This is a genomic window from Pseudomonas sp. 18173, assembly GCF_050432945.1.
GTDB lineage: Bacteria > Pseudomonadota > Gammaproteobacteria > Pseudomonadales > Pseudomonadaceae > Aquipseudomonas.
This window is the reverse complement of record NZ_JBKFTN010000010.1, coordinates 37,767-59,000: the sequence shown is the minus strand read 5'-3', so window position 1 is coordinate 59,000 and position 21,234 is coordinate 37,767. Positions and strand designations below refer to the sequence as shown.

The following is a 21,234-nucleotide window of genomic DNA, read 5'->3' as shown; positions in this document are numbered from 1 at the left end:
GACGCCAGACGCACAAAAGCCCCCCATTGGGTGACCGATGGGGGGCTTTTTTGTCCGGGATTCACCCTTGATAACACCGAGAATCCCTGTGGGAGCGGGCTTGCCCGCGAAGACAATAGGTCAGTCACCACAGAAACAACCGGAAAAACGCTATCGGTCGCTAACGTATACACCCGGTGTGGTCCGAGCTGCTGCAGGCTTTGATCTTTTGCCGTTGCCTTCAACCAGCAGCGGCAACTCAACCCCGAATCGCCCCACCATCTCCTTGCGCCCCAACGCCGTCAGCGCCAGCGCGCGACTGTCCAGGTCCTGCGTCACCCACTTGCGCTTGAGCGCTGTTTGCAGCAACGCCGCGCCCAGCGATCCGCCCAGATGCGGCCGGCGCATGCTCCAGTCCAGGCATGGGCAGGCAAAGCGGCGGCGCAATGTGCTCAAGTCCTGCACCTCAATCCCAAGCCCCTGAAACATTGCCGTACCGCTGTCACTCAAGCGATAGGCCTGTTCGTCGGTTTCCTCGAGCCAGCCCGCCTCGAGCATCCGGTCATGCAACAGCACGGCCAGGGTGCCCGCCATGTGGTCGTAGCAGGTGCGGGCAAATTGCAGGCGATCCGGGGTATTCGGCTGGAAAGCCGGCGCGGTGTTCCGGCCGATCACCATCAGCGCTTCCAGGGCCTGGGCCACGCGCTTGTCCGCCAGGCTGTAATAGCGGTGGCGTCCCTGAACGTGCAGGCGCACCAGCGCCAGTTCCTTGAGTTTGGCCAGGTGGGCACTGGCGGTCGACGCGCTGACTTCGGCCACCGCCGCCAGTTCGGTACTGGTGCGGGCATGGCCGTCCATCAGCGAACAGAGGATTTTCGTCCGCGCCGGCTCGGCGATGCCTGCCGCCACCTGCGAGACACCAATGTCGTGTTGTTCTGCGCTCATATTTCGCTCCCGGACGAATCAACGCCCTTTCGAACTGGAGATAGTAGCAACACTTTCCAACAACAGAAGGCTGCGCCCCATGGACCCGATCATCGCTGCGACCCATGCCGATCCTTATCCCTACTATGCACAACTGCGGGCCGAGGGAGGACTGGCCTTTCATCCGGGGCTGAACATGTGGGTGGCCAGCAGCGCCCGGGTGGTGGCTGCCGTGCTGGCGCATCCCGACTGCCACGTTCGCCCCGCGCAGGAGCCAGTTCCCCCGGCGATTGCCGACGGCATGGCCGGTCAGGTGTTTGGCCAATTGATGCGCATGAACGAGGGCGAGCGCCAGCGCTGTCCACGGTCGGCGATAGCGCCGGGGCTGGAGTTGGTCGATGCGCGGGAAGTCGAGGCCCTGGTCAGCGCCCGGCTGATCACTGCCGACGCCGCCGGATTGTACAACGCCATGTTCCGTGGGCCGGTGTGCGTGGTGGCGGCGCTGTTGGGATTCACCCCGGCCCAGGGCCGCGTCATCAGCGAACTGACGGCGGATTTCGTGGCTTGCCTGTCGCCCTTGAGTAGCGCGGCACAGCTGACCGTCGCCCACGCTGCCGCCGAACAACTGAGCGGTTACTGTGTCGAGCTGTTGGCCGACCCGGACAACCGCAGCCATCTGCTTGCTGGCATCCGCCAGCGCTTCGCATCCGACGCACCGCAAACGCTGATCGCCAACCTGATCGGCCTGTTCTCCCAGACCTTCGAGGCCACCGCCGGGCTGATCGGCAACGCCGTGCTGGCATTGATTGAACATCCGTCGTTGCGCCGTGAATCAACTCCTGTTGAAGACTTGCTGGCCGAAGTGCAGCGCTTCGATCCGCCGGTACAGAACACTCGCCGCTTCGTCGCCGCCCCCTGCGAGATTGACGGGATGAGGCTCAATGCCGCAGACGTGATCCTGGTGCTGCTGGCCTCGGCCAATCGCGACCCGCAGCTCAACGACAACCCCGACGCCTTCCTGCTCGACCGCCCCAACCGGCGCAGCTTCACTTTTGGCGCGGGGCGCCATCAATGTCCGGGGCAACAGCTGGCATTGAGCATTGCCGGCGCTACGCTCAAGCAGTTTCTGGCGATGAAGCCGGCACTGGACCACCTGAAACGGGAATACCGCCCCTCCGTGAATGGACGAATTCCGCTGTTCAGTGATTGACCGAAGGCTCAGCCCTCAACGCCGCTCAAGCCGTGCGATATTCGACGGTCAGGTGTGACAGCTCATGGACCGGCGCCAGGCGTTCGCGAATGGCGTCGGCACTGACATCGGCCGTCGCCACAACGCTGACAATCGCCGCCCGCGCCTGCGGGCCGACCTGCCACACATGCAGATCGCTGATACGCACATCGTCCGAGGACTCGAGCAGTTCACGGATCTCATCGGCAACCTGTGCATCCGTGACATCGAGCAATACCGCAGCGCTGTCACGCATCAGGCCAACGGCCCATTTCGCGATGACGATCGCGCCCACGATACCCATCACCGGGTCCAGCCACACCCACCCCAGATACCGCCCGGCCAGCAACGCGACAATCGCCAGCAGCGAAGTCAAGGCGTCGGCCAGCACATGGACATAGGCCGAGCGCAGGTTGTTGTCGTGATGGTGATGGTGACCGTGGTCATGACTGTGCCCGTGATCGTGGTGACCGTGGTCGCCCGCCAGCAAAAAGGCGCTGGCAATGTTGACCGCCAACCCCACCACCGCAATCACTGTCGCCTCGGTGAAGGCCACTGTGGTGGGCTGAAACAGGCGAAAAACCGACTCACCGGCGATGCCGATCGCCACCAGCCCCAGCACCATGGCCGAGGCAAAACCCGCCAGATCCCCGACCTTGCCGGTGCCGAAGCTGTAACGCGCATTGTTGGCATTGCGCCGTGCGAACCCATAGGCCGCCGCCGCGATGCCCAAGGCCCCGGCGTGGGTGGCCATGTGAAAGCCATCAGCGAGCAACGCCATGGAACCGGTGATGTAACCGGCGGCAATTTCGCCAATCATCATCACAAATGTCAGCGCCACCACCCATAAGGTGCGGCGGGCGTTTTCATCATGGGAGGCGCCGAGAAACACGTGGTCGTGGGAAAAACGTGAAGCCTGTGGTGTCAGTGTCATGGGATTCAGGCCTCTATTTGGCATAACGACGGATGGCCAGCAGCAAGTCTTCCACGCCCTGGGCGCGCTCTTCCTCACTCAGGTCTGGATGGGCCACATGCTCACGGGCGTGGGCGTCGATGAACTGCTCAAGCAGACCATTGACCGCGCCCCGGATGGCGGCCACCAGATGCAGGGTCTTGGCGCAATCGGCATCGGAATCGAGCGCCCGCTCCACGGCTTCCACCTGGCCGGCAATGCGCCTCACCCGCTTGATCAGGTCATCCTTGTGTTCGTGAATGTGCGACATACCTATACCCCCTACCCCTATATTGTGCGTAGGATCGCCGATAGAGCGGAACCTGGCAAGGTACGAGCAGATAATCGGTCGGCCTGACGTGATATCGACCCTCGCCAGTCAATTGGCCGCTAAACGCTCAGGTTCAACACTCCAACTGCCCAATCCGTCCAGCATCCGGCCAGAACAACGCCGCCTGCCCCACGCGCACACCCTGCCGGTCGATGAGCGTCCACACCTTGCCCTCATGAATCATGAAGGCATTACCCTCCCGGTCCACCCGATAGCCACTGTAACCATGGGCAATGCCATGGGCCGTGACCTGCTCCAGCAGGGTCTGGCGCACTGCGCGGTCCAGTGGCGAGGCGCTGAACCGTGAGGGCATGCCCAGAAATTCCGGGCGCGGGTACTTGAAGCAGGCCAGCGCCTGTTCATTGGCGTAGAAGAACAGCGGATCGTCTTCAGTGCCATGGGCCAGCAAACTGTAGGGCGCGTGGGCGTGCAGCCAGTGCAGGCGTTCCAGCCCGGTCAGCGCTTGCGGGGCTGGAAGGTGTTCGCCGGTCCAGTGCCGATATGACTCGTCCAACAGTTCGATGGCCTTGGCGTATTCGTTGATTGGCAACTCGCCCTCTCCTCTTGCGGTCATGGTTTCAATCCCGGCCCAGCCTATCCAAAGCGACCTGAAAAGTCCTGCTGCCCGACCGATTGGTTACACCGTGTTAAAACAGTCATGACCGGTAGTGCGTTTATCCCGCCGGCGTTTCTCCATAGAGTCACCTGGATAATGGTGAACAACGAGGCTCGATTGATGCAAACCCGATTGGACAAGGCACTGAGTGTTTTCGCACGGGCAGACTTGCTGCAAGGTCCCACGCCGATTCAGCGCGCCGCGCGACTCGAACAACTGCTGGGCCTGGACAAGCAGGGAATCGGCCTGTTTCTCAAACGCGACGACCATATGCTGATCGGCGCGGGCGGCAACAAGCTGCGCAAGCTTGAGTTCCATCTCGGCGCGGCGCTGCAAGCCGGGGTCGATACGATCATTACCGTAGGCGGCATCCAGTCCAATCATGCCCGCCTGACCGCTGCGGTATGCGCCAGGCTGGGCATCGCCTGCGAGTTGTTCCTGACCCGGGCCGTGGCCAAGGCCGAAGTGGATTACGAACTCAACGGCAACGTGCTGCTCGACCAGTTGTTCGGTGCACAGATGCAGGTGTTTGCCGGCGGTACCGACTCACTGGCCAAGGCCGAGGCCAGGGCGGTGCAGCTTCGGGACGCCGGGCACAAGGTCATGGTGCTGCCAACCGGTGGATCGACGCCCCTGGGCAGCCTCGGTTATGCCCGCTGCGCAGCGGAAATCGCCCGGCAAGAGGCCGAACTGCAAGTCGCATTCAATCAGGTGGTAGTACCCAACGGCAGCGCCGGGACGCATGCCGGGCTGGCGGCGGGATTCCAATTGCTTGGCCGGGGCGCGTCCCTGGTCAAGTCGTTCTCGGTGCTGTCCGACCAGGAATCATCAACAGCGAGAACCCTGCAACTGACCCGCGAAACACTGGCGCTTCTGGACAGTAACGCCGAGGTTCAGGCCGATGAAATGGTGATTGACGGCAGCCAGCTGGGTGCCGGCTATGGCCTGCCAACCGTCGCCATGCAGGACGCGGTACGCCTGATGGCGCGCGCCGAAGGCCTGTTGGTCGACCCGGTGTACTCCGGCAAGGCCTTTGCCGGATTGCTGGCCGACCTGCAGCAAGGGCGCTTCGCTCCCGGGGACAACGTGCTGTTCATCATGACCGGTGGAACACCCGGCCTGTATGCGTACCGGGAAACCTTTCAGGCCTGACGCTCAATCATCCCGCGTCAGCACTTCGAGCAATTCGATTTCGAAGATCAGGTTCGAGTTCGGCGGGATCTTGCCCATGGTGCGCTCGCCATAGGCAAGATGCGCCGGCACCAGCAACTTGCGCTTGCCGCCGACCTGCATGCCCAGGATGCCCTGGTCCCAACCCTTGATAACCCGCCCGGTGCCGATCACGCACTGGAAGGGCTTGCCACGGCTGAAGGAAGAATCGAATTCGGTCCCGTCCTCCAGCCAGCCACGGTACTGGGTGGTGATCAGTGCGCCTTTTACGGCGGCTTTTCCGTCACCCGGCTGAAGATCGATTACCTGAAGCTCGTCATTCATTGAATTCACTCGTATGCTCATTCGCCCTCAAGGGCCCGATGGGCGCCGTTTTCCCAGATTTACCCTCGATTGGCAACCATTGCCGGCTCCACGCCCGGCGTTCAACGCTGCTTGCTGAACTAAAATGATCAACAATTACCCCTACGGTTCACCGCCCTGATGGCCACCCCCGAATGATCCAGTTCTGGACCAGCGTCATCCTTGGTTCTATGACGCTCAGCCTGATCGTTGTGCTGGTGTGGCGCGAGCGCTCGCTGCAAAAGCAACTGGCCGAGTATCGGGCGATCATCAGCAGCCTGTCCGAAGGCCAAAACATCCACCAGGATGGCGACGTCGAGCGCTTCAAGCGCAGCCAGTATTTCGCTCGTATCGGCACCTGGGATTGGGATGTCGACACCGACCGGCTGTACTGGTCGGAAGCCATCTTCGGCATGTTTGGCTTCAAGATCGGCGAAGTAACGCCCTCTTATGCCCTGTTCTGCTCCTGCGTGCACCCGGATGACCGGCTCAGGGTTCGGGCCGGCGAACTGCGTTGCCTGGAAACCGGCGAAAACCATGATGAGGAATATCGCGTGGTCTGGCCCGACGGAACGATCCGCTGGCTGCGGGAAACCGGCAACGTGGTCAAGAACGAACACGATCAAACGATCAAGATGATGGGCGTGGTACGCGACATCACCGAAGAAAAGGCCTCGGCCAGTTACCTCAAGCACCTGGCCCACTACGACCCTTTGACCGGCCTGCCCAATCGCCTGGTGCTCGAAGAGCGTCTGTCCGAAGCACTGGAGCAGGCGCGCACCAGCGCCACGCGGGTGGCGCTGGTGTTTGTCGATCTCAATGGCTTCAAGGCCATCAACGACCGCTATGGCCATGCGGCCGGCGACCGGGTGCTGGTCACAACCGCCACGCGGCTCAAGCGCATTCTGCGCGGCACCGACACCGTCGCCCGGATCGGTGGCGACGAATTCGTGGTCATTCTCCAGGACTTGCCCCAAGGCGAAAGCCTGCAAGACGAAGCGCGCATCATCTGCCAGAAAATCTTCGTCGAACTCTCCCCGCCAGTCACCATCGGCAACGACCAGCGCCATATCGGCACCAGCCTCGGCGTCGCCGTGTTCCCCGACCATGCGCCGAGCATCGACCGCTTGCTGCACATTGCCGACCTGGCGATGTATGAGGCCAAGCGCAGCGGGAACAATCAGTATCGGCTGGGCACCGAGAGCGTGGTGCGGGCGCACAGCCAGTAACTCAGGATGAGTACGCAGCCCAGGGGACGGCGCATATCGAGGCGTGTATCTGATCGGTGCCCCTCCAGCCTGACGCCGGCACGATCCTCTCCCTGGACGCATTGATCCACCTCGCACATCAATGCATGCCAACAATGCAATTAACATATCGATGCCCCTGCTCCACTATCCACCCCAATAAGAACCGTGCGCCGCGTCCAACCGGTGCACGTCATAAAAGCGGTGGAGTACACGTCAATGACAGCATCAATCCAACGGCCCGCGACCACCGGTCGCTCCCGGGCCAGCGCGATCTTCCGGGTCACCTCGGGCAACTTCCTCGAACAGTTCGACTTCTTCCTTTTTGGTTTCTATGCCACGCAGATCGCTGCCGTGTTCTTCCCGGCCAGCAGCGAATTCGCCTCGCTGATGATGGCCTTCGCCGTGTTCGGTGCAGGCTTTTTGATGCGTCCGTTGGGCGCCGTGGTGCTGGGTGCCTATATCGATGATGTGGGTCGACGCAAAGGGTTGATCGTGACCCTGTCGATCATGGCCAGTGGCACCATCCTGATTGTGCTGGTGCCCGGATACGAAACCATCGGCTTGTTCGCCCCGGCCCTGGTGCTGATCGGGCGGCTGCTGCAGGGCTTTTCCGCCGGTGCGGAATTGGGCGGCGTGTCGGTGTATCTCGCCGAAATCGCCACACCCGGCCACAAGGGTTTTTTCACCAGCTGGCAGTCGGGTAGCCAGCAAGTGGCAATCATTGTCGCCGCCGCACTGGGTTATGCCTTGAACCAGTGGATGGCACCGGGTGTGATTGCCGATTGGGGCTGGCGGATTCCGTTTTTCGTCGGCTGCATGATCGTGCCCTTCATCTTCCTGCTGCGCCGCAACCTGGAAGAGACCGAAGAGTTCGCCACCCGTAAACACCGCCCGAGCATGGGTGAAGTGTTCCGCACCCTGGGGCAAAACTGGCTGATCGTGTTCGCGGGCATGATGATGGTCGCCCTGACCACCACCGCGTTCTACCTGATCACGGTATACGCGCCGACCTTCGGTAAAACCGTGCTGCAGCTGAGCACCTCCGATGCGTTGCTGGTGACGTTGCTGGTCGGCGTCTCCAATTTCATCTGGCTACCGATTGGCGGGGCACTCTCGGACCGCATCGGTCGACGCCCGGTGTTGATCGTCATGGCCTTGCTGGCCATTGCCACCACCTACCCGGCGCTGACCTTTCTGGTCAACGCGCCCAGCTTCATCCACATGCTATTGGTCTTGCTGTGGCTGTCGTTCATCTACGGCCTGTACAACGGCGCGATGATCCCGGCGCTGACGGAAATCATGCCCGTGGAGGTGCGCGTCGCCGGGTTCTCGCTGGCGTACAGCCTGGCCACGGCCGTGTTCGGCGGGTTCACTCCGGCGATATCGACCTTGCTGATCCAGTACACCGGCGACAAGGCTGCACCGGGTTACTGGATGAGCTTTGCAGCACTGTGCGCGCTGTGCGCGACGCTTGCGCTCTACCGCCGAGCCTCGACTCCTCTGCAAGCGGTGGCGTCATGAACCTGTCCTTCATCGAGAACATGACCATGAAAAAACCGTTCAATCTGGCCACCCTCGCGTTGGTGGCCAGCCTGGGCTTGAGCGGCATTGCCCAGGCTGAAGAGATCCGCGTGATGACCTCCGGAGGCTTCACGGCGGCCTACAAGATCCTCGGGCCGAAGTTCGCCGCCGCCACCGGCAACACCCTCGACACCGCACTCGGTCCATCCATGGGCAAGGCGCCAGAGGCGATTCCCAATCGCCTGGCCCGCGGAGAACAAGCCGATGTGGTGATCATGGTCGGCTACGCACTGGACGATCTGATCAAACAAGGCAAAGTCGACCCCGCTTCAAGAGTCGAACTGGCAGATTCGCGCATTGGCCTGGTCGTGCGCCAAGGCGCGCCGAAACCGGATATCAGCAATGTCGAGGGTCTGAAAAAGACGCTGCTCAAGGCTGAATCAGTGGCCTACTCCGACAGCGCCAGTGGCGTTTACATCGAACAGCAGCTGTTCAAACGCCTGGGTATCGAAGACCAACTCAAGCCCAAGTCGACCATGGTCCCGAAAATCCCCGTGGGTTCGGTGGTTGCCACTGGCGATTATCAACTGGGCTTCCAGCAAGTCAGCGAGTTGTTGCCAGTGCCGGGGGTGAGTTTCGTGGCGAAGATTCCGGAATCAGTGCAGTCGGTCACCCGGTTTGCCGCCGGCATCCCGGTAGGTGCACAGCACCCGGTCGAAGCCAGAGCCTTGCTCGAATACATGGCTTCGGCCCAGGCTCAACCGGACGTAAAAGCGACCGGGCTGGACTCGGTCAGCCGCTGACCGACGGCTGCAGGACTTTCATCTCCACCACCAGCCGTTCCAGTTCAAGTGCCGCCGGGGTCAGGGTTCGCCCCCGGCGCTTGATCAGACCGACGCTGCGCATCACTTGCGGATCGGTCAACGGCACCCGCGTCAGGATCGGGTGATCCGCTGCCGGCATCGCCATCAGCGGCACCGCCGCCACGCCCAGCCCGGCCTCCACCAGACCGATCATGGTGGTCACGTGGCGGGTTTCGCAGATACTCGGCCGCTGCGGCACCACGCCGGTCAGCGCCTGATCCAGCAGAAAGCGGTTGCCCGAGGTTTTATCCAGCGAGATGTAATCCTGCTGATAAAACTCGTTCCAGGTGACACTGCGTCGCCCCGCCAGCGGATGATCGCGCCGGCACGCCACGACATACCCCTCTTGCACCAAGGGCTCGAAATCCACTTCGGCTTCCAGCGTGCCCATGAAACTCAGGCCGAAATCCGCTTCGCCATTGACTACCGCGCTCAACACTTCGTGGGCGCTGGAGTCCAGCACCTTGACCTTGATCTTCGGAAACTGCCGGTGATAGTGCGCGATCACCCGCGGCATGAAGTAGTAAGCCGCCGAGGGTACACAGGCGACCGTGACGTGACCGAGGCGAGTCGAAGCGACTTCACTGATACCGAGCAATGCCACGTCCAGATCGTCCAGAAGGCGTTCGACGCTGGGCATGAAACCCCGTCCGGCCTGGGTCAGGCTGACCTTGCGCGTGGTGCGCTCAAACAGCTTCACGCCCAGGGCGTCTTCGAGCTTTTCAATCCGCCGGCTCAGGGCTGGCTGGGATATCCGCACGGAATCGGCCGCCTTGCGGAAGCTGCCCTGCTCGACCACGGCACGGAAGGCTTGCAGGTCATTGAGGTCGAAGTTGATTGCCATGGCGTTGCTCGGAAACGAAGCCGATTGATCAGCTAATTCTATAAATGTAACCAATTAATGCAAATTGTAACATCTGAACCCGGGCGCTTTGCTGACGTCGAAGGGCTCAGCCTTTATTCTTGTCCTCCCCGTTGTACCGAGTTCTGGAGTTTTCTCATGCCCCATGAAGGCAACCTGCTACAAGCCGCTGTCGTGTTCCTGTTGGCGGCCGTGCTCATCGTTCCATTGGCCAAGCGCCTGCAACTGGGGGCGGTCCTGGGCTATCTGTTTGCCGGTGTGATCATCGGCCCGTCGGTGCTGGGCCTGATCGACAACCCGCAAAGCGTCGCGCACATTTCCGAACTCGGCGTGGTCTTGCTGCTGTTCATCATCGGCCTGGAGCTGTCGCCACGACGTTTGTGGGTGATGCGCAAATCCGTGTTCGGCGTGGGTCTGGCGCAAGTGTTGCTGACCGGTTCGGTGATTGGCGTGGTGGCGCTGTGGGTCTTTGGCCAGCCGTTGAACACCGCGATCGTCCTGGGCCTGGGCCTGGCGCTGTCGTCCACGGCGTTCGGCCTGCAAAGCCTGGCTGAACGCAAGGAACTGACCAGCCCCCACGGGCGGCTGGCGTTCGCGATCCTGTTGTTCCAGGACATCGCTGCGATCCCGTTGATCGCCATGGTGCCGTTGCTGGCCGGCGGCGATCAGCCCACCACGGCCGGCGAAGACCTGAACCATGGCCTGCAGGTGCTGGTCAGCATCGCCGTGGTGGTGATCGGCGGGCGCTATCTGCTGCGACCGGTGTTTCGCATAGTCACCAAGACCGCGTTGCCGGAGGTCTCCACCGCCACGGCGCTGCTGGTGGTGATCGGCACGGCCTGGTTGATGGAGCTGGCCGGTATTTCCATGGCCCTGGGCGCATTCCTCGCCGGCCTGCTGCTGGCGGACTCCGAGTATCGCCATGAACTGGAAGCCCAGATCGAGCCGTTCAAGGGCCTGTTGCTCGGGCTGTTTTTCATCAGCGTCGGCATGGGCGCGAACCTCGGCCTGTTGCTGAGCATGCCGGTCGCGGTGCTGGGCCTGACCCTGCTGCTGATCGCGATCAAGCTGCCGCTGCTGTTCGTTGTCGGTCGATTGGCCGGCGGCTTGAAGAAGGTCAGTGCGATCCGCCTGGGTATCGTGTTGGCGGCCGGTGGTGAGTTTGCCTTCGTAGTGTTCAAGATCGGTCGCGATCACGGGCTGTTCGCAGCAGAACTCTATGATTTGCTGGTGTTGACCATCACCCTGTCCATGGCCGTGACGCCGCTGTTGCTGCTGGTTTGCGCGCGGCTGGTCAGCCCGAAAGTGCAACCGGTGGAAGTGCCGGAGAAATTCCGTGAAATCGACGCCGACGCACCACGGGTGGTGATCGCCGGCATGGGCCGCATGGGCCAGATCGTTGCACGGATCCTGCGCGCACAGAACATCAAGTTCGTGGCCCTCGACACCTCGGTGGAAACCATCGAGCTGTCCCGCAGCTTTGGTGGTGTGCCGGTGTTCTACGGCGACCCGATGCGCCCGGAAATCCTCAGCGCGGCCAAGGTCGGGGAAGCCGAGTTTTTCGTGATCGCCACCGACGACCCGGACACCAACATCAAGACCGCCGAGCTGGTGCACAAGCTCTACCCGCATATGAAAATCATCGCCCGCGCCCGCAACCGCCAGCATGTGCACCGACTGATGGACGTCGGCGCTCATGCCGTGCGCGAAACCTTCTATTCGAGCCTGGAAATGAGCCGCAAAACCCTGATCGGGCTGGGATTGACCCAGGCCCAGGCCGATGCGCGGATCAAGCGCTTCAAGCAGCACGACGAAGAGGTGCTCGAGGCCCAGCACGCGGTGTATGACGACGCCGCGAAAGTGATGCAGACGGCAAAAGAAGCGCGAGTCGAACTGGCGAAGTTGTTTGAGTCGGATCAGCTGGAAGAAGAGTCGGCCAGGAATTGAGGTGACTGTTCGGGCCCCATCGTCGGAACGCCGCCCGGGGCAAGCCCGCTCCCACAGGTATCACGCTGAACCTGTGGGAGCGGGCTTGCTCGCGAAGAACGATAACGCGGTGTGATGGAATAACCACAATATCAAAGGAACCAGCATGGCTGACCAACCTGCCCCCGCCCTCAAGGAAATCTTCAACGCCGAGCGCCTCAGGCACATCGCCTCGGAGATGACCGCGGTCTATCCGGCATTCGAGGCCAGGCGCTTCCTGAAGCTGGCCCAAACCGGCCTCGCAGACCTCAGCGTCATGCAGCGCATGGCCCGGGTCAGCGAATGCCTGCACGCCGTGCTGCCCCTGGACTATGAAGCGTCACTCAAGCTGCTGCGCGCCCTCGCCCCGCGCCTGAACAGTGGCTTCGTCAGCATGTGCCTGCCGCACTATGTCGCCACTTACGGCGCCCATGCGTTCGAGGTGTCGATGGACGCCCTGAAGTACTTCACCGCCTTCGGCTCCTCGGAGTTCGCGATCCGCCATTTTCTGCGCAGCGACCTCGAGCGTTCGCTCAAGCTGATGCACGCCTGGTCGCTGGATGACAACGAGCATGTGCGGCGCCTGGCCAGTGAAGGCTGCCGGCCGCGCCTGCCCTGGTCATTCCGGCTGGAGCCGATCCAGGCCGATCCGCAGCTCGCCGCGAAAATCCTCGACAACCTCAAGGCCGACACGAGCCTGTATGTGCGCAAATCCGTGGCCAATCACCTCAACGACATCACCAAGGATCATCCCGAATGGGTGCTGGACCGGATCGAAGGCTGGTCGCTGGACAACCGGCACACCGCCTGGATCGCCAAACATGCCCTGCGCAGCCTGATCAAACAGGGCAACCAGCGGGCACTGGCGATTATCGGCGCGGGCGGCAAGCCGGAAGTGGAGATCGTCGATGTGAAAGTCGAACCGCCGGTGATTGGCCTGGGAGAAAAGATCACCCTGTCGTTTGCCGTCAAATCCACCGTTGAAAGCAGTCAGCGCCTGGTGATCGACTACGCCATCGATTACGTCAAGGCCAACGGCAGCACCTCGGCGAAGGTATTCAAGCTCAAGGCGCTGACGCTGCCCGGCAACGCCAGCGAAACCGTCAGCCGGGGCCAGCAGATCAAGGAGCTCACCACCCGCCGGCATTACACGGGGCGCCATGCGGTGCACATCATGGTCAACGGCGAAAGGCTGGCCAGTACGGCGTTCGAGATTCTCGGTTAAACCATAAGATCTATTTTGGATGTGCCGCCGCCTTCGCGAGCAAGCCCGCTCCCACAGGATGACGCATTCCAATGTGGGAGCGGGCTTGCTCGCGAAGGCGCCAGTTCAGGCACCGCCCAACAACAACCCCTGCTCCCGCTCACACAACTCCACCACATAATCCCAAAGCACCCGCAGCCGCACCGATTTGTGCAACTCGCGACGGGTGCTGATCCAGTAGCTGCGCTGGATGCTTTCGTCCGGCAACAGCGGCACCAGGCCCGGGTCGGCGCTGGCCATGTAGCACGGCAGCACCGCGATCCCCAGGCCCGAGCGCGCAGCCTGCTGCTGGGCGATCACGCTGGTACTGTGAAACACCACCTGCGGATTGCGGCAGAAGCTGTTGAGGAACATCAGTTCCTGGCTGAACAGCAAGTCATCGACGTAGCCGATCCAGGCGTGACGCCCCAGGTCTTCGCGACTGCGCAACGGCGGCGCACGGTCGAGGTAGTCCTGGCTGGCGTAGAGCGCCAGGCGATAGTCGGTGAGCTTTCGAGTGACCAGCATGTCGGCGGCCGGACGCTCAAGGTGAATGCTGATTTCCGCCTCGCGGTTGAGGATGCTGACAAACCGCGGCACCGCCACCAGCTCCACTTCCAGCCCCGGATAGCGCTCGAACAAGCCGTTCATGCGACTGGCGAGGAACATGATGCCCAGGCCTTCGGTCACCCCGACGCGGATCTTGCCCAGCGGCGCACTGGATTGGGTGATTTCCTCCTGGGCCAGCAGCGCCACGTTCTCCATCGCCTCGGCGTGTTTAAGCAATGCCTCGCCCGCCGGGGTCATCTCATATCCCTGGGCGTGCTGGACGAACAACGCCGTACCGAGGCTCTTTTCGATGGCCTCGATGTGCCGCGCCACGGTGGCATGGGTGGTGTTCAGGCGGCGGGCGGCCGTGAGCAATCGCCCGCTGCGCTGCAACTCGAGAAAAAACCGCAGGTCATTCCAGTCGAACATCAAGCCGTCCTTGTTCGTTGCCGTTCGGGTTGCTGTTTAAAAACGCACAGCGGCTGCGCAAAAACTAACATTCTTTTGACGAAAGCTAACAACTAGGATGACAGACAACAAGAACAACAAAACGAGGTCAGGGATGCAGGCTTCCCTTGATGAATTCGATTACGTCGTGGTCGGGGCCGGGCCGGCCGGGTGTCTGCTGGCCAATCGACTGTCGGCCAATCCACAACATCGCGTGTTGCTGCTCGAGGCCGGCGGCCGCGATAACTATGCGTGGATCCACATCCCCGTGGGCTACCTGTACTGCATCGGCAACCCGCGCACCGACTGGTGCTTCAAGACCGAAGCGCAACCCGGCCTGCAAGGTCGTGCCCTGAGCTATCCGCGCGGCAAGGTGCTGGGGGGCTGCTCCTCCATCAACGGCATGATCTACATGCGCGGCCAGGCTGCCGACTACGACCGCTGGGCCGCCGACGGCAACCCAGGCTGGAGCTGGCAAGACGTGTTGCCGCTGTTCAAGCAGAGCGAAAACCACTTTGCCGGCGCCGCCGAATTCCATGGCGCTGCGGGCGAATGGCGAGTCGAACGCCAGCGTCTGTCGTGGCCGATTCTCGACGCCTTCCGCAATGCCGCCGAACAAAGCGGCATCGCCAGCATCGATGACTTCAACCAGGGCGACAACGAAGGTTGCGGCTACTTCCAGGTCAATCAGAAGGCCGGCGTTCGCTGGAACGCGGCCAAGGCTTTTCTCAAGCCGGTGCGCCAGCGCCCCAACCTCACCGTACTGACCGGGGTCGAAGTCGACCGGGTGCTGCTGGACAATGGCCGCGCCTCGGCGGTCAGCGCCCGCTGGCAAGGCGAGGCGAAAACCTTCAAGGCCCGCAAGGAGATCATCCTCTGTGCCGGCTCGGTCGGTACGCCAGGCATCCTGCAACGCTCCGGTATCGGCCCGCGTCCGCTGCTGGAGCGGCTGGGCATTGGCGTCGCCCATGAGCTGCCCGGTGTCGGCGGCAATTTGCAGGATCACCTGCAACTGCGGCTGATCTACAAGCTGGAAAATGCCCGCACCCTGAACCAGATTGCCGGCAGCCTGTGGGGCAAGCTGGGCATGGGCCTGCGCTACCTGTATGACCGCAGCGGCCCGCTGTCCATGGCGCCGAGCCAGTTGGGCGCCTTTGCCCGCTCGGGGCCGGAACAGACTTCGGCCAATCTCGAATACCATGTGCAACCGCTGTCGCTGGAGCGCTTTGGCGAACCGCTGCATGCGTTCCCGGCATTCACCGCCTCGGTCTGCGATTTGCGCCCGCAAAGCCGTGGCCGGGTGGACATCCGTTCGGCCAACCCGCAGGAAGCACCGCTGATCCAGCCCAACTACCTCAGCCACCCGCAAGACCTGCGGGTGGCCGCCGACGCCATTCGCCTGACCCGGCGTATCGTCAGCGCGCCGGCCCTGCGCCCGTTCAACCCGGTGGAATACCTGCCCGGCGACAGCCTGCAAAACGAAGAACAACTGCACGAAGCCGCCGCGCGGATCGGCACCACGATTTTCCATCCGGTGGGCACCTGCCGCATGGGCAACGACGCTGATGCCGTGGTCGATGCGCAACTCAAGGTCCATGGCATCCCCGGCCTGCGAATTGCCGATGCTTCGATCATGCCGCGCATCACCTCGGGCAACACCTGCTCGCCGACGCTGATGATTGCCGAGAAGGCTGCACAGATGATTCTCAACCCTGCTGTAAACACATCAACTGTGGGAGCGGGCTTGCCCGCGATGACGGTGTGACATTCAACATCATTGTTGGCTGACCCACCGCTTTCGCGGGCAAGCCCGCTCCCACAGGAACTTCACTCGATTCACGAACACTGAGCATTACCCCTGAAATGGAACACGCAACACCAGTGGAACAACAAAAACAATCACTGTGAGGGATACCGGTATGTCAGAACACGTTCAATCGCTGGAAGCCGTGCGCAGCGCGGGCACCAGTCAGGAAACCCAGAAAGTCATCTTCGCCTCGTCCCTCGGGACGGTTTTCGAGTGGTATGACTTTTTCCTCTATGGCGCCCTCGCGGCGGTGATCAGCAAGCAGTTCTTCGCCGGGGTCAACGACACCACGGCGTTCATCTTTGCACTGATGGCCTTCGCCGCCGGCTTTATCGTGCGGCCATTCGGCGCGCTGGTGTTCGGTCGGTTGGGGGACATGATCGGGCGCAAGTACACCTTCCTCGCCACCATCATCCTCATGGGCCTGGCGACGTTCTGCGTCGGGCTGCTGCCGACCTACGCCAGCATCGGCATCGCCGCGCCGATCATCCTGGTGGTGCTGCGCATGCTCCAGGGCCTGGCCCTGGGCGGTGAATACGGCGGTGCCGCGACCTATGTCGCCGAGCACGCGCCCATCGGCAAGCGTGGCTTCCACACCAGCTGGATTCAATCCACCGCGACCCTGGGCCTGCTGCTCTCGCTGCTGGTGGTGCTGGGCTGCCGCTACTTCACCGGCGATCAGTTCGAAGTCTGGGGCTGGCGCATTCCGTTCCTGTTTTCCATCGTGCTGCTGGGCATCTCGACCTGGATTCGCCTGAGCCTGCACGAGTCGCCGGCCTTCGTGAAAATGAAAGAAGAAGGCAAGCTGTGCAAACAGCCGATTCGCGACTCCTTCGGTAAATGGGAAAACCTCAAGGTGGTGTTGATCGCGCTGTTCAGCATCAATGCCGGGCAAGCGGTGACCTTCTACGCCGCGCAATTCTACGTGCTGTTTTTCCTCACCCAGTTCCTGAAAATGGACCCGGCGGTGGCCAACGGTTTGCTGATTGTAAGCGTGACCATCGGCGCCCCCTTCTTCATTTTCTTTGGCTGGCTGTCGGACAAGGTCGGGCGCAAACCGGTGCTGATGCTCGGCCTGCTGCTGGCCACCGCGCTGTACTTTCCGATCTTCAAGACCCTGGCCCACTACGCCAACCCGGCCATCGACCAGGCCAGCCGCCAGGCCCCGATCACCGTGATGGCCGACCCGGCCACCTGCACCTTCCAGTTCGACCCGGTGGGCAAGGCGAAATTCGACAGCCCGTGCGACAAGGTCAAGACCTTTCTGGTCAAGCAGGGCCTGCCGTACAACAGTGCTGTCGCACCGGCCGGCAGTGACGTGCAGGTAAGCATCGGTGACGTGAAGATCGATGGTTTCGACGAAGCCGCCTTGCGCGGTGCCGTGACCCTCGCCGGTTACCCGCAAAAGGCGGACATGCAGCAGATCAACAAGCCGATGATCGTCGCGCTGATCGTCGCGCTGATCATCATCTCCGCGATGTGCTACGGCCCGCTGGCGGCGCTGATGGTCGAACTGTTCCCGACCCGCATCCGCTACACCTCGATGTCCCTGCCCTACCACATCGGCAACGGCTGGTTCGGCGGGTTCCTGCCGACGGTGTCGTTCGCGCTGGTGGTGTACACCGGGGACATTTTCTACGGGCTGTGGTATCCGGTGCTGATCACCGGGGTGAGCCTGGTGGTGGGCATGATTTGCCTGCGTGAGACCCGCAACGTGGATCTCGACAAGAACTGAGGTCATTGCTCGCGACGAGGGCCCTCGTGCCCTCGTCGTGGCAATCGGGGCCGATCAAACCTCGGCATCAAGCAGCTCGAACTTCACTTGATCCGGGTAGAACGCCAGATACCCGCGGATCTGTTCTACCGACACCTTGGGGTCTTCGTAACTCCACACCGCATTGGCCGCTTCATGCCCTGGCACCTGCAAACTGAAATAGCTGGCATCGCCCTTGTAGGGGCAATAGCTGGTGTGGTCGGTGCGGGCGAAATACTTCTCGTCGATATCCTCTCGCGGCACGTAGTACACCGGCGGGTAATTGGCCTCCAGCAACACCAATGCGCGAGCCGAAGCGGCGACCTGAATGCCATGGAACCTCACCAAAAGACAGCCGGGCTGCTCGGCGATGGTGATGACAGGACTAGGACCGGAGCTTTTCATGGAATACGTTCCTCATGACGGTGATGGACCTGCAAATCGATGTGGGAGCGTGGCTTGCCCGCGATGGGCTGCGCAGCAACCCCAAAACCTGAACCCACGATTTATCAGGTATAACCCAAGTTTCACCCCGGCAACGGCTTCGCAGCCGAACGGGAGCAAGGCAATCATCGCGACACACAAAACTGTACATCCATACAGATAAAGATTGCCCGATCGCCCATCAACCGCCATTCTGTGCACCTCTGGCACATAGATCGACGATGGTGGTTATGCGGCTGTACCTCTGTGAAAAACCTTCCCAGGCCAAAGACATTGCGGCAGTCCTCGGTGCCAAACGCCGGGGCGATGGCTGCTGGCTGGGAACAGACGTCACGGTGACCTGGTGCATCGGCCACCTGCTGGAAACCGCACCGCCGGATGCCTACGACGCGCGCTACAAGCGCTGGGTGCTGGCCGACCTGCCGATCATTCCCGAAAAGTGGAAAATGACCGTCAAGCCGCGCACCGCCAGCCAGTACAAGGCGGTCAAGCGCCTGCTCGGTGAAGCATCCGAACTGATCATTGCCACGGACGCCGATCGCGAGGGCGAGATGATCGCCCGGGAACTGGTGGAACATTGCCGCTATCGCGGGCCGATCCGCCGCCTGTGGTTGTCGGCGCTGGACGATGCGTCAATCCGCAAGGCCCTCGCGGCGCTGAAACCGGGGAACGAAACCTTCAGCCTCTATCACTCGGCCCTGGGACGCTCCCGGGCCGACTGGCTGATCGGCATGAACATGAGCCGGCTGTTCACCTTGCTGGGGCGCCAGTCCGGCTATCAAGGCGTGTTGCCGGTCGGCCGGGTGCAAACGCCGACCTTGCGCCTGGTGGTGGATCGCGATCGCAGCATCGCCGACTTTGTGCCCGTCCCCTATTGGGCCATCGATGTGCAACTGCTGCACAACGGCACCGCGTTCACGGCGCAATGGCGCGCGGCATCCGATGTTTGCGACGATCAGGACCGCTGCCTGAACCAGGCGCTGGCACAACAGGCGGCAGCCGCCATGAGTGGCGCGGCCAGTGCGCGGGTGATCAAGCTGCGCACCGAGCGGATGCGCGAAGTGGCCCCGCTGCCGTTCGATCTGGGCACCCTGCAGGAAGTCTGCTCGAAGAAGCTCGGCCTCGGCGCCCAGGAAACCCTGGACATCGCCCAGGCGCTGTACGAAACCTACAAGGTCATTACCTATCCGCGCAGTGATTGCGGTTATCTGCCCCTCAGTCAGCACAGCGAGGCGCCGGCCATCCTGGCGGCGTTGCGCCAGGCCGATCCGGCGTTGAACGCCTTGCACGATCACCTCGATCCGCAACGGCGCTCACGGGCCTGGAACGATGCCAAGGTCAGCGCTCACCACGGCATCATCCCCACGGCTGCGGCGAAGAACCTCGACAAGCTGGCGGGTAAACAGCGCGCGGTCTACACCCTGATCCGTGCCCGCTACCTGGCGCAGTTCCTGCCCAATCACGAATACGACCGTACCCAGGCCGACTTCGATTGCGCCGGCCAAGCCCTGCGCGCCGTGGGCAAGCAGATCATCGAACTGGGCTGGAAACGCGCCCTGCCCGAAGCACTGGCGCCGACCAAGGGCCGCGAAGCTCCGGCGCCGCAGACACTGCCCAACCTGGCCGAGGGCATCGATTGCGCCGTGGCCGGCGTGCAACTCAAGGACCTCTGGACGCAACCGCCGAAGCCGTTCACCGAAGGCGACCTGATCAAGGCCATGAAGAATGTCGCTAAACTGGTGGAAGACCCGCTGCTCAAGCAAAAGCTCAAGGACACCACCGGCATCGGTACCGAAGCGACCCGCGCATCGATCATCCAGGGCTTGCTCGACCGTGGTTATCTGGTCAAGAACGGCAAGGCCCTGGCCGCCACACCTGCCGCGTTCAGCCTGATAGACGCCGTGCCCCGGGCCATCGCCGATCCGGGCACCACGGCAATCTGGGAACAGGCCCTGGACATGGTGCAAAGCGGGGAAATGAGCCTGGAAGAGTTCGTCACCAAACAGGCGGCGTGGATGAGCAAACAGGTCAGTCGCTGCTCTGGACTGAGCCTGACCATCAGCGGACCACCGCCCGCCGGGCGCGCCGCAGCTCCATGGAAGAAAAAACGCAAGAGCGCCCCGCGCAAACCGGGCGGCACCCAGCGCAGGGCAAAACCGGCCGGCAAAACTCAAACCTGACACAGAACCCTGTGAGGTTGGCCATAATCAATCCTGTCCCTTGACCTGTCAGGAGCTGCTTCGCATGTCTTCGATAGAACTGCACGCCGCCCAACGCGATGAGCTGGAAACCATCGAAAACCTGATGCAGTTCTACACCTACGACTTCAGCGAATGGTTACCGCTGAAACTGGGTGAATGCGGTTTCTTCAACATCCAGCCGATGCCGGACTACTGGCGAAACCCGGCCACCCGCCCCTTCCTGATCAAGGTCGACGCAGAACTGGCCGGCTTCGTGACCGTGGACAACCGGACCCATCTACCCGGCGCCGAGTACAACATCGGCTATCTGTTCGTCAGTCGACGCTTCCGTGGCCGGGGTGTCGCCCGGTTTGTCGTGTCCACCCTCTTGAGTCAATTCCCCGGTCAATGGCAGATTTTCCATATCGAGGCCAATCAGCCGGCACGGCTGTTCTGGGCGGCCGTCATGCCAGGGCTCGGCATCGATGGGTTCACCCTGCATCAGCAGGTGATTGACCGCCATCCCTGCACGTTTTACCGCTTTCAGTGTCCGCCACTGTCGTCCTGAACGGCACACCCTCGACTCCCCGCGCTAATTCCCAACAGCTTTGTCCGACAATATGTAGTGACTGAAAATATTCACTACAAAACCGTTGACGCCTCCGATTTGCCCTTGCATGATGCAGACGTCTCCCCGATCGGGAGTACAGGCAACACGTTTGAGCAAGCTCGTCTGACCGCCGAGCTGTTTTTCCCGGATACACGCTGCCCACAAGGCAGATTGAAGAAGCTGACCTGGCCTGAACGT

At 62.0% G+C, this 21,234-nt stretch carries 19 protein-coding genes; 11 read left to right on the top strand and 8 right to left on the bottom strand.

The window, feature by feature from the left end; genetic code table 11:
• Positions 1–150: 150 nt before the first annotated feature.
• Positions 151–924 carry an ArsR/SmtB family transcription factor gene (locus ACLD1X_RS13370; RefSeq protein ID WP_429368280.1) on the bottom strand — a complete coding sequence of 258 codons (774 nt, stop codon included), beginning with the start codon at positions 922–924 and terminating at the stop codon, positions 151–153.
• 79 nt (positions 925–1,003) lie between these two features.
• Between ACLD1X_RS13370 and ACLD1X_RS13365 the strand changes: the two genes are divergently transcribed.
• Positions 1,004–2,113: a cytochrome P450 gene (locus tag ACLD1X_RS13365; RefSeq protein ID WP_429368278.1), complete on the top strand. Its 1,110-nt coding sequence runs from the start codon at positions 1,004–1,006 to the stop codon at positions 2,111–2,113.
• Between the two features lie 25 nt (positions 2,114–2,138).
• Here ACLD1X_RS13365 and dmeF read toward each other — a convergent pair whose 3' ends face one another.
• The 3 genes from dmeF to ACLD1X_RS13350 form a co-directional block, all read right to left on the bottom strand.
• On the bottom strand, positions 2,139–3,065 hold the full coding sequence (gene dmeF / locus ACLD1X_RS13360; protein WP_429368276.1) for a CDF family Co(II)/Ni(II) efflux transporter DmeF: 927 nt from the start codon (positions 3,063–3,065) through the stop codon (positions 2,139–2,141).
• Positions 3,066–3,078: 13 nt separating this feature from the next.
• A complete protein-coding gene (locus ACLD1X_RS13355) occupies positions 3,079–3,354 on the bottom strand; it encodes a metal/formaldehyde-sensitive transcriptional repressor (RefSeq protein ID WP_429368274.1) in 276 nt (91 codons plus the stop codon).
• Positions 3,355–3,487: 133 nt separating this feature from the next.
• Positions 3,488–3,988: an MEKHLA domain-containing protein gene (locus ACLD1X_RS13350; protein ID WP_429368272.1), complete on the bottom strand. Its 501-nt coding sequence runs from the start codon at positions 3,986–3,988 to the stop codon at positions 3,488–3,490.
• 162 nt (positions 3,989–4,150) lie between these two features.
• Between ACLD1X_RS13350 and ACLD1X_RS13345 the strand changes: the two genes are divergently transcribed.
• Positions 4,151–5,182, top strand: a complete 1,032-nt coding sequence (locus ACLD1X_RS13345) for a D-cysteine desulfhydrase family protein (RefSeq protein ID WP_429368270.1) — start codon at positions 4,151–4,153, stop codon at positions 5,180–5,182.
• 3 nt (positions 5,183–5,185) lie between these two features.
• Here ACLD1X_RS13345 and ACLD1X_RS13340 read toward each other — a convergent pair whose 3' ends face one another.
• Entirely contained in the window at positions 5,186–5,524 is a 339-nt protein-coding gene (locus ACLD1X_RS13340; RefSeq protein ID WP_429368268.1) for an FKBP-type peptidyl-prolyl cis-trans isomerase, read from the bottom strand.
• 173 nt (positions 5,525–5,697) lie between these two features.
• On the opposite strand from ACLD1X_RS13340, the gene ACLD1X_RS13335 reads away from it, so the two are divergent.
• From ACLD1X_RS13335 to ACLD1X_RS13325, 3 genes are all read left to right on the top strand, one after another.
• Entirely contained in the window at positions 5,698–6,771 is a 1,074-nt protein-coding gene (locus ACLD1X_RS13335; protein WP_429368266.1) for a diguanylate cyclase domain-containing protein, read from the top strand.
• Positions 6,772–7,008: 237 nt separating this feature from the next.
• Positions 7,009–8,313, top strand: a complete 1,305-nt coding sequence (locus ACLD1X_RS13330; protein ID WP_429368264.1) for an MFS transporter — start codon at positions 7,009–7,011, stop codon at positions 8,311–8,313.
• A gap of 26 nt (positions 8,314–8,339) precedes the next feature.
• Entirely contained in the window at positions 8,340–9,116 is a 777-nt protein-coding gene (locus tag ACLD1X_RS13325) for a substrate-binding domain-containing protein (protein ID WP_429368501.1), read from the top strand.
• On the opposite strand, the gene ACLD1X_RS13320 is transcribed toward ACLD1X_RS13325, so the two are convergent.
• Positions 9,106–10,020 carry a LysR family transcriptional regulator gene (locus tag ACLD1X_RS13320; RefSeq protein ID WP_429368262.1) on the bottom strand — a complete coding sequence of 305 codons (915 nt, stop codon included), beginning with the start codon at positions 10,018–10,020 and terminating at the stop codon, positions 9,106–9,108. The two genes, ACLD1X_RS13325 and ACLD1X_RS13320, sit on opposite strands and share 11 nt — an antisense overlap.
• A gap of 156 nt (positions 10,021–10,176) precedes the next feature.
• On the opposite strand from ACLD1X_RS13320, the gene ACLD1X_RS13315 reads away from it, so the two are divergent.
• Together ACLD1X_RS13315 and ACLD1X_RS13310 are read left to right on the top strand one after the other, a co-directional pair.
• A complete protein-coding gene (locus ACLD1X_RS13315; protein ID WP_429368260.1) occupies positions 10,177–11,985 on the top strand; it encodes a monovalent cation:proton antiporter-2 (CPA2) family protein in 1,809 nt (602 codons plus the stop codon).
• A 145-nt stretch (positions 11,986–12,130) separates the two neighbouring features.
• The gene (locus ACLD1X_RS13310) at positions 12,131–13,228 is read left to right on the top strand and encodes a DNA alkylation repair protein (protein WP_429368258.1); all 1,098 of its coding nucleotides are present in this window, start codon (positions 12,131–12,133) and stop codon (positions 13,226–13,228) included.
• Between the two features lie 105 nt (positions 13,229–13,333).
• Here ACLD1X_RS13310 and ACLD1X_RS13305 read toward each other — a convergent pair whose 3' ends face one another.
• The gene (locus ACLD1X_RS13305; protein WP_429368256.1) at positions 13,334–14,224 is read right to left on the bottom strand and encodes a LysR family transcriptional regulator; all 891 of its coding nucleotides are present in this window, start codon (positions 14,222–14,224) and stop codon (positions 13,334–13,336) included.
• Between the two features lie 133 nt (positions 14,225–14,357).
• Here ACLD1X_RS13305 and ACLD1X_RS13300 point away from each other — a divergent pair, with 133 nt between their 5' ends.
• A complete protein-coding gene (locus ACLD1X_RS13300) occupies positions 14,358–16,007 on the top strand; it encodes a GMC family oxidoreductase (RefSeq protein ID WP_429368254.1) in 1,650 nt (549 codons plus the stop codon).
• A gap of 154 nt (positions 16,008–16,161) precedes the next feature.
• Complete coding sequence (locus ACLD1X_RS13295; protein ID WP_429368252.1) at positions 16,162–17,784, top strand: MFS transporter; 1,623 nt, start codon at positions 16,162–16,164, stop codon at positions 17,782–17,784.
• A gap of 54 nt (positions 17,785–17,838) precedes the next feature.
• On the opposite strand, the gene ACLD1X_RS13290 is transcribed toward ACLD1X_RS13295, so the two are convergent.
• On the bottom strand, positions 17,839–18,207 hold the full coding sequence (locus ACLD1X_RS13290; RefSeq protein ID WP_085714692.1) for a DUF427 domain-containing protein: 369 nt from the start codon (positions 18,205–18,207) through the stop codon (positions 17,839–17,841).
• A 269-nt stretch (positions 18,208–18,476) separates the two neighbouring features.
• On the opposite strand from ACLD1X_RS13290, the gene ACLD1X_RS13285 reads away from it, so the two are divergent.
• Together ACLD1X_RS13285 and ACLD1X_RS13280 are read left to right on the top strand one after the other, a co-directional pair.
• On the top strand, positions 18,477–20,426 hold the full coding sequence (locus ACLD1X_RS13285) for a DNA topoisomerase III (protein WP_429368249.1): 1,950 nt from the start codon (positions 18,477–18,479) through the stop codon (positions 20,424–20,426).
• Positions 20,427–20,490: 64 nt separating this feature from the next.
• On the top strand, positions 20,491–20,994 hold the full coding sequence (locus ACLD1X_RS13280; RefSeq protein WP_429368247.1) for a GNAT family N-acetyltransferase: 504 nt from the start codon (positions 20,491–20,493) through the stop codon (positions 20,992–20,994).
• The last annotated feature ends 240 nt before the right edge of the window (positions 20,995–21,234 follow it).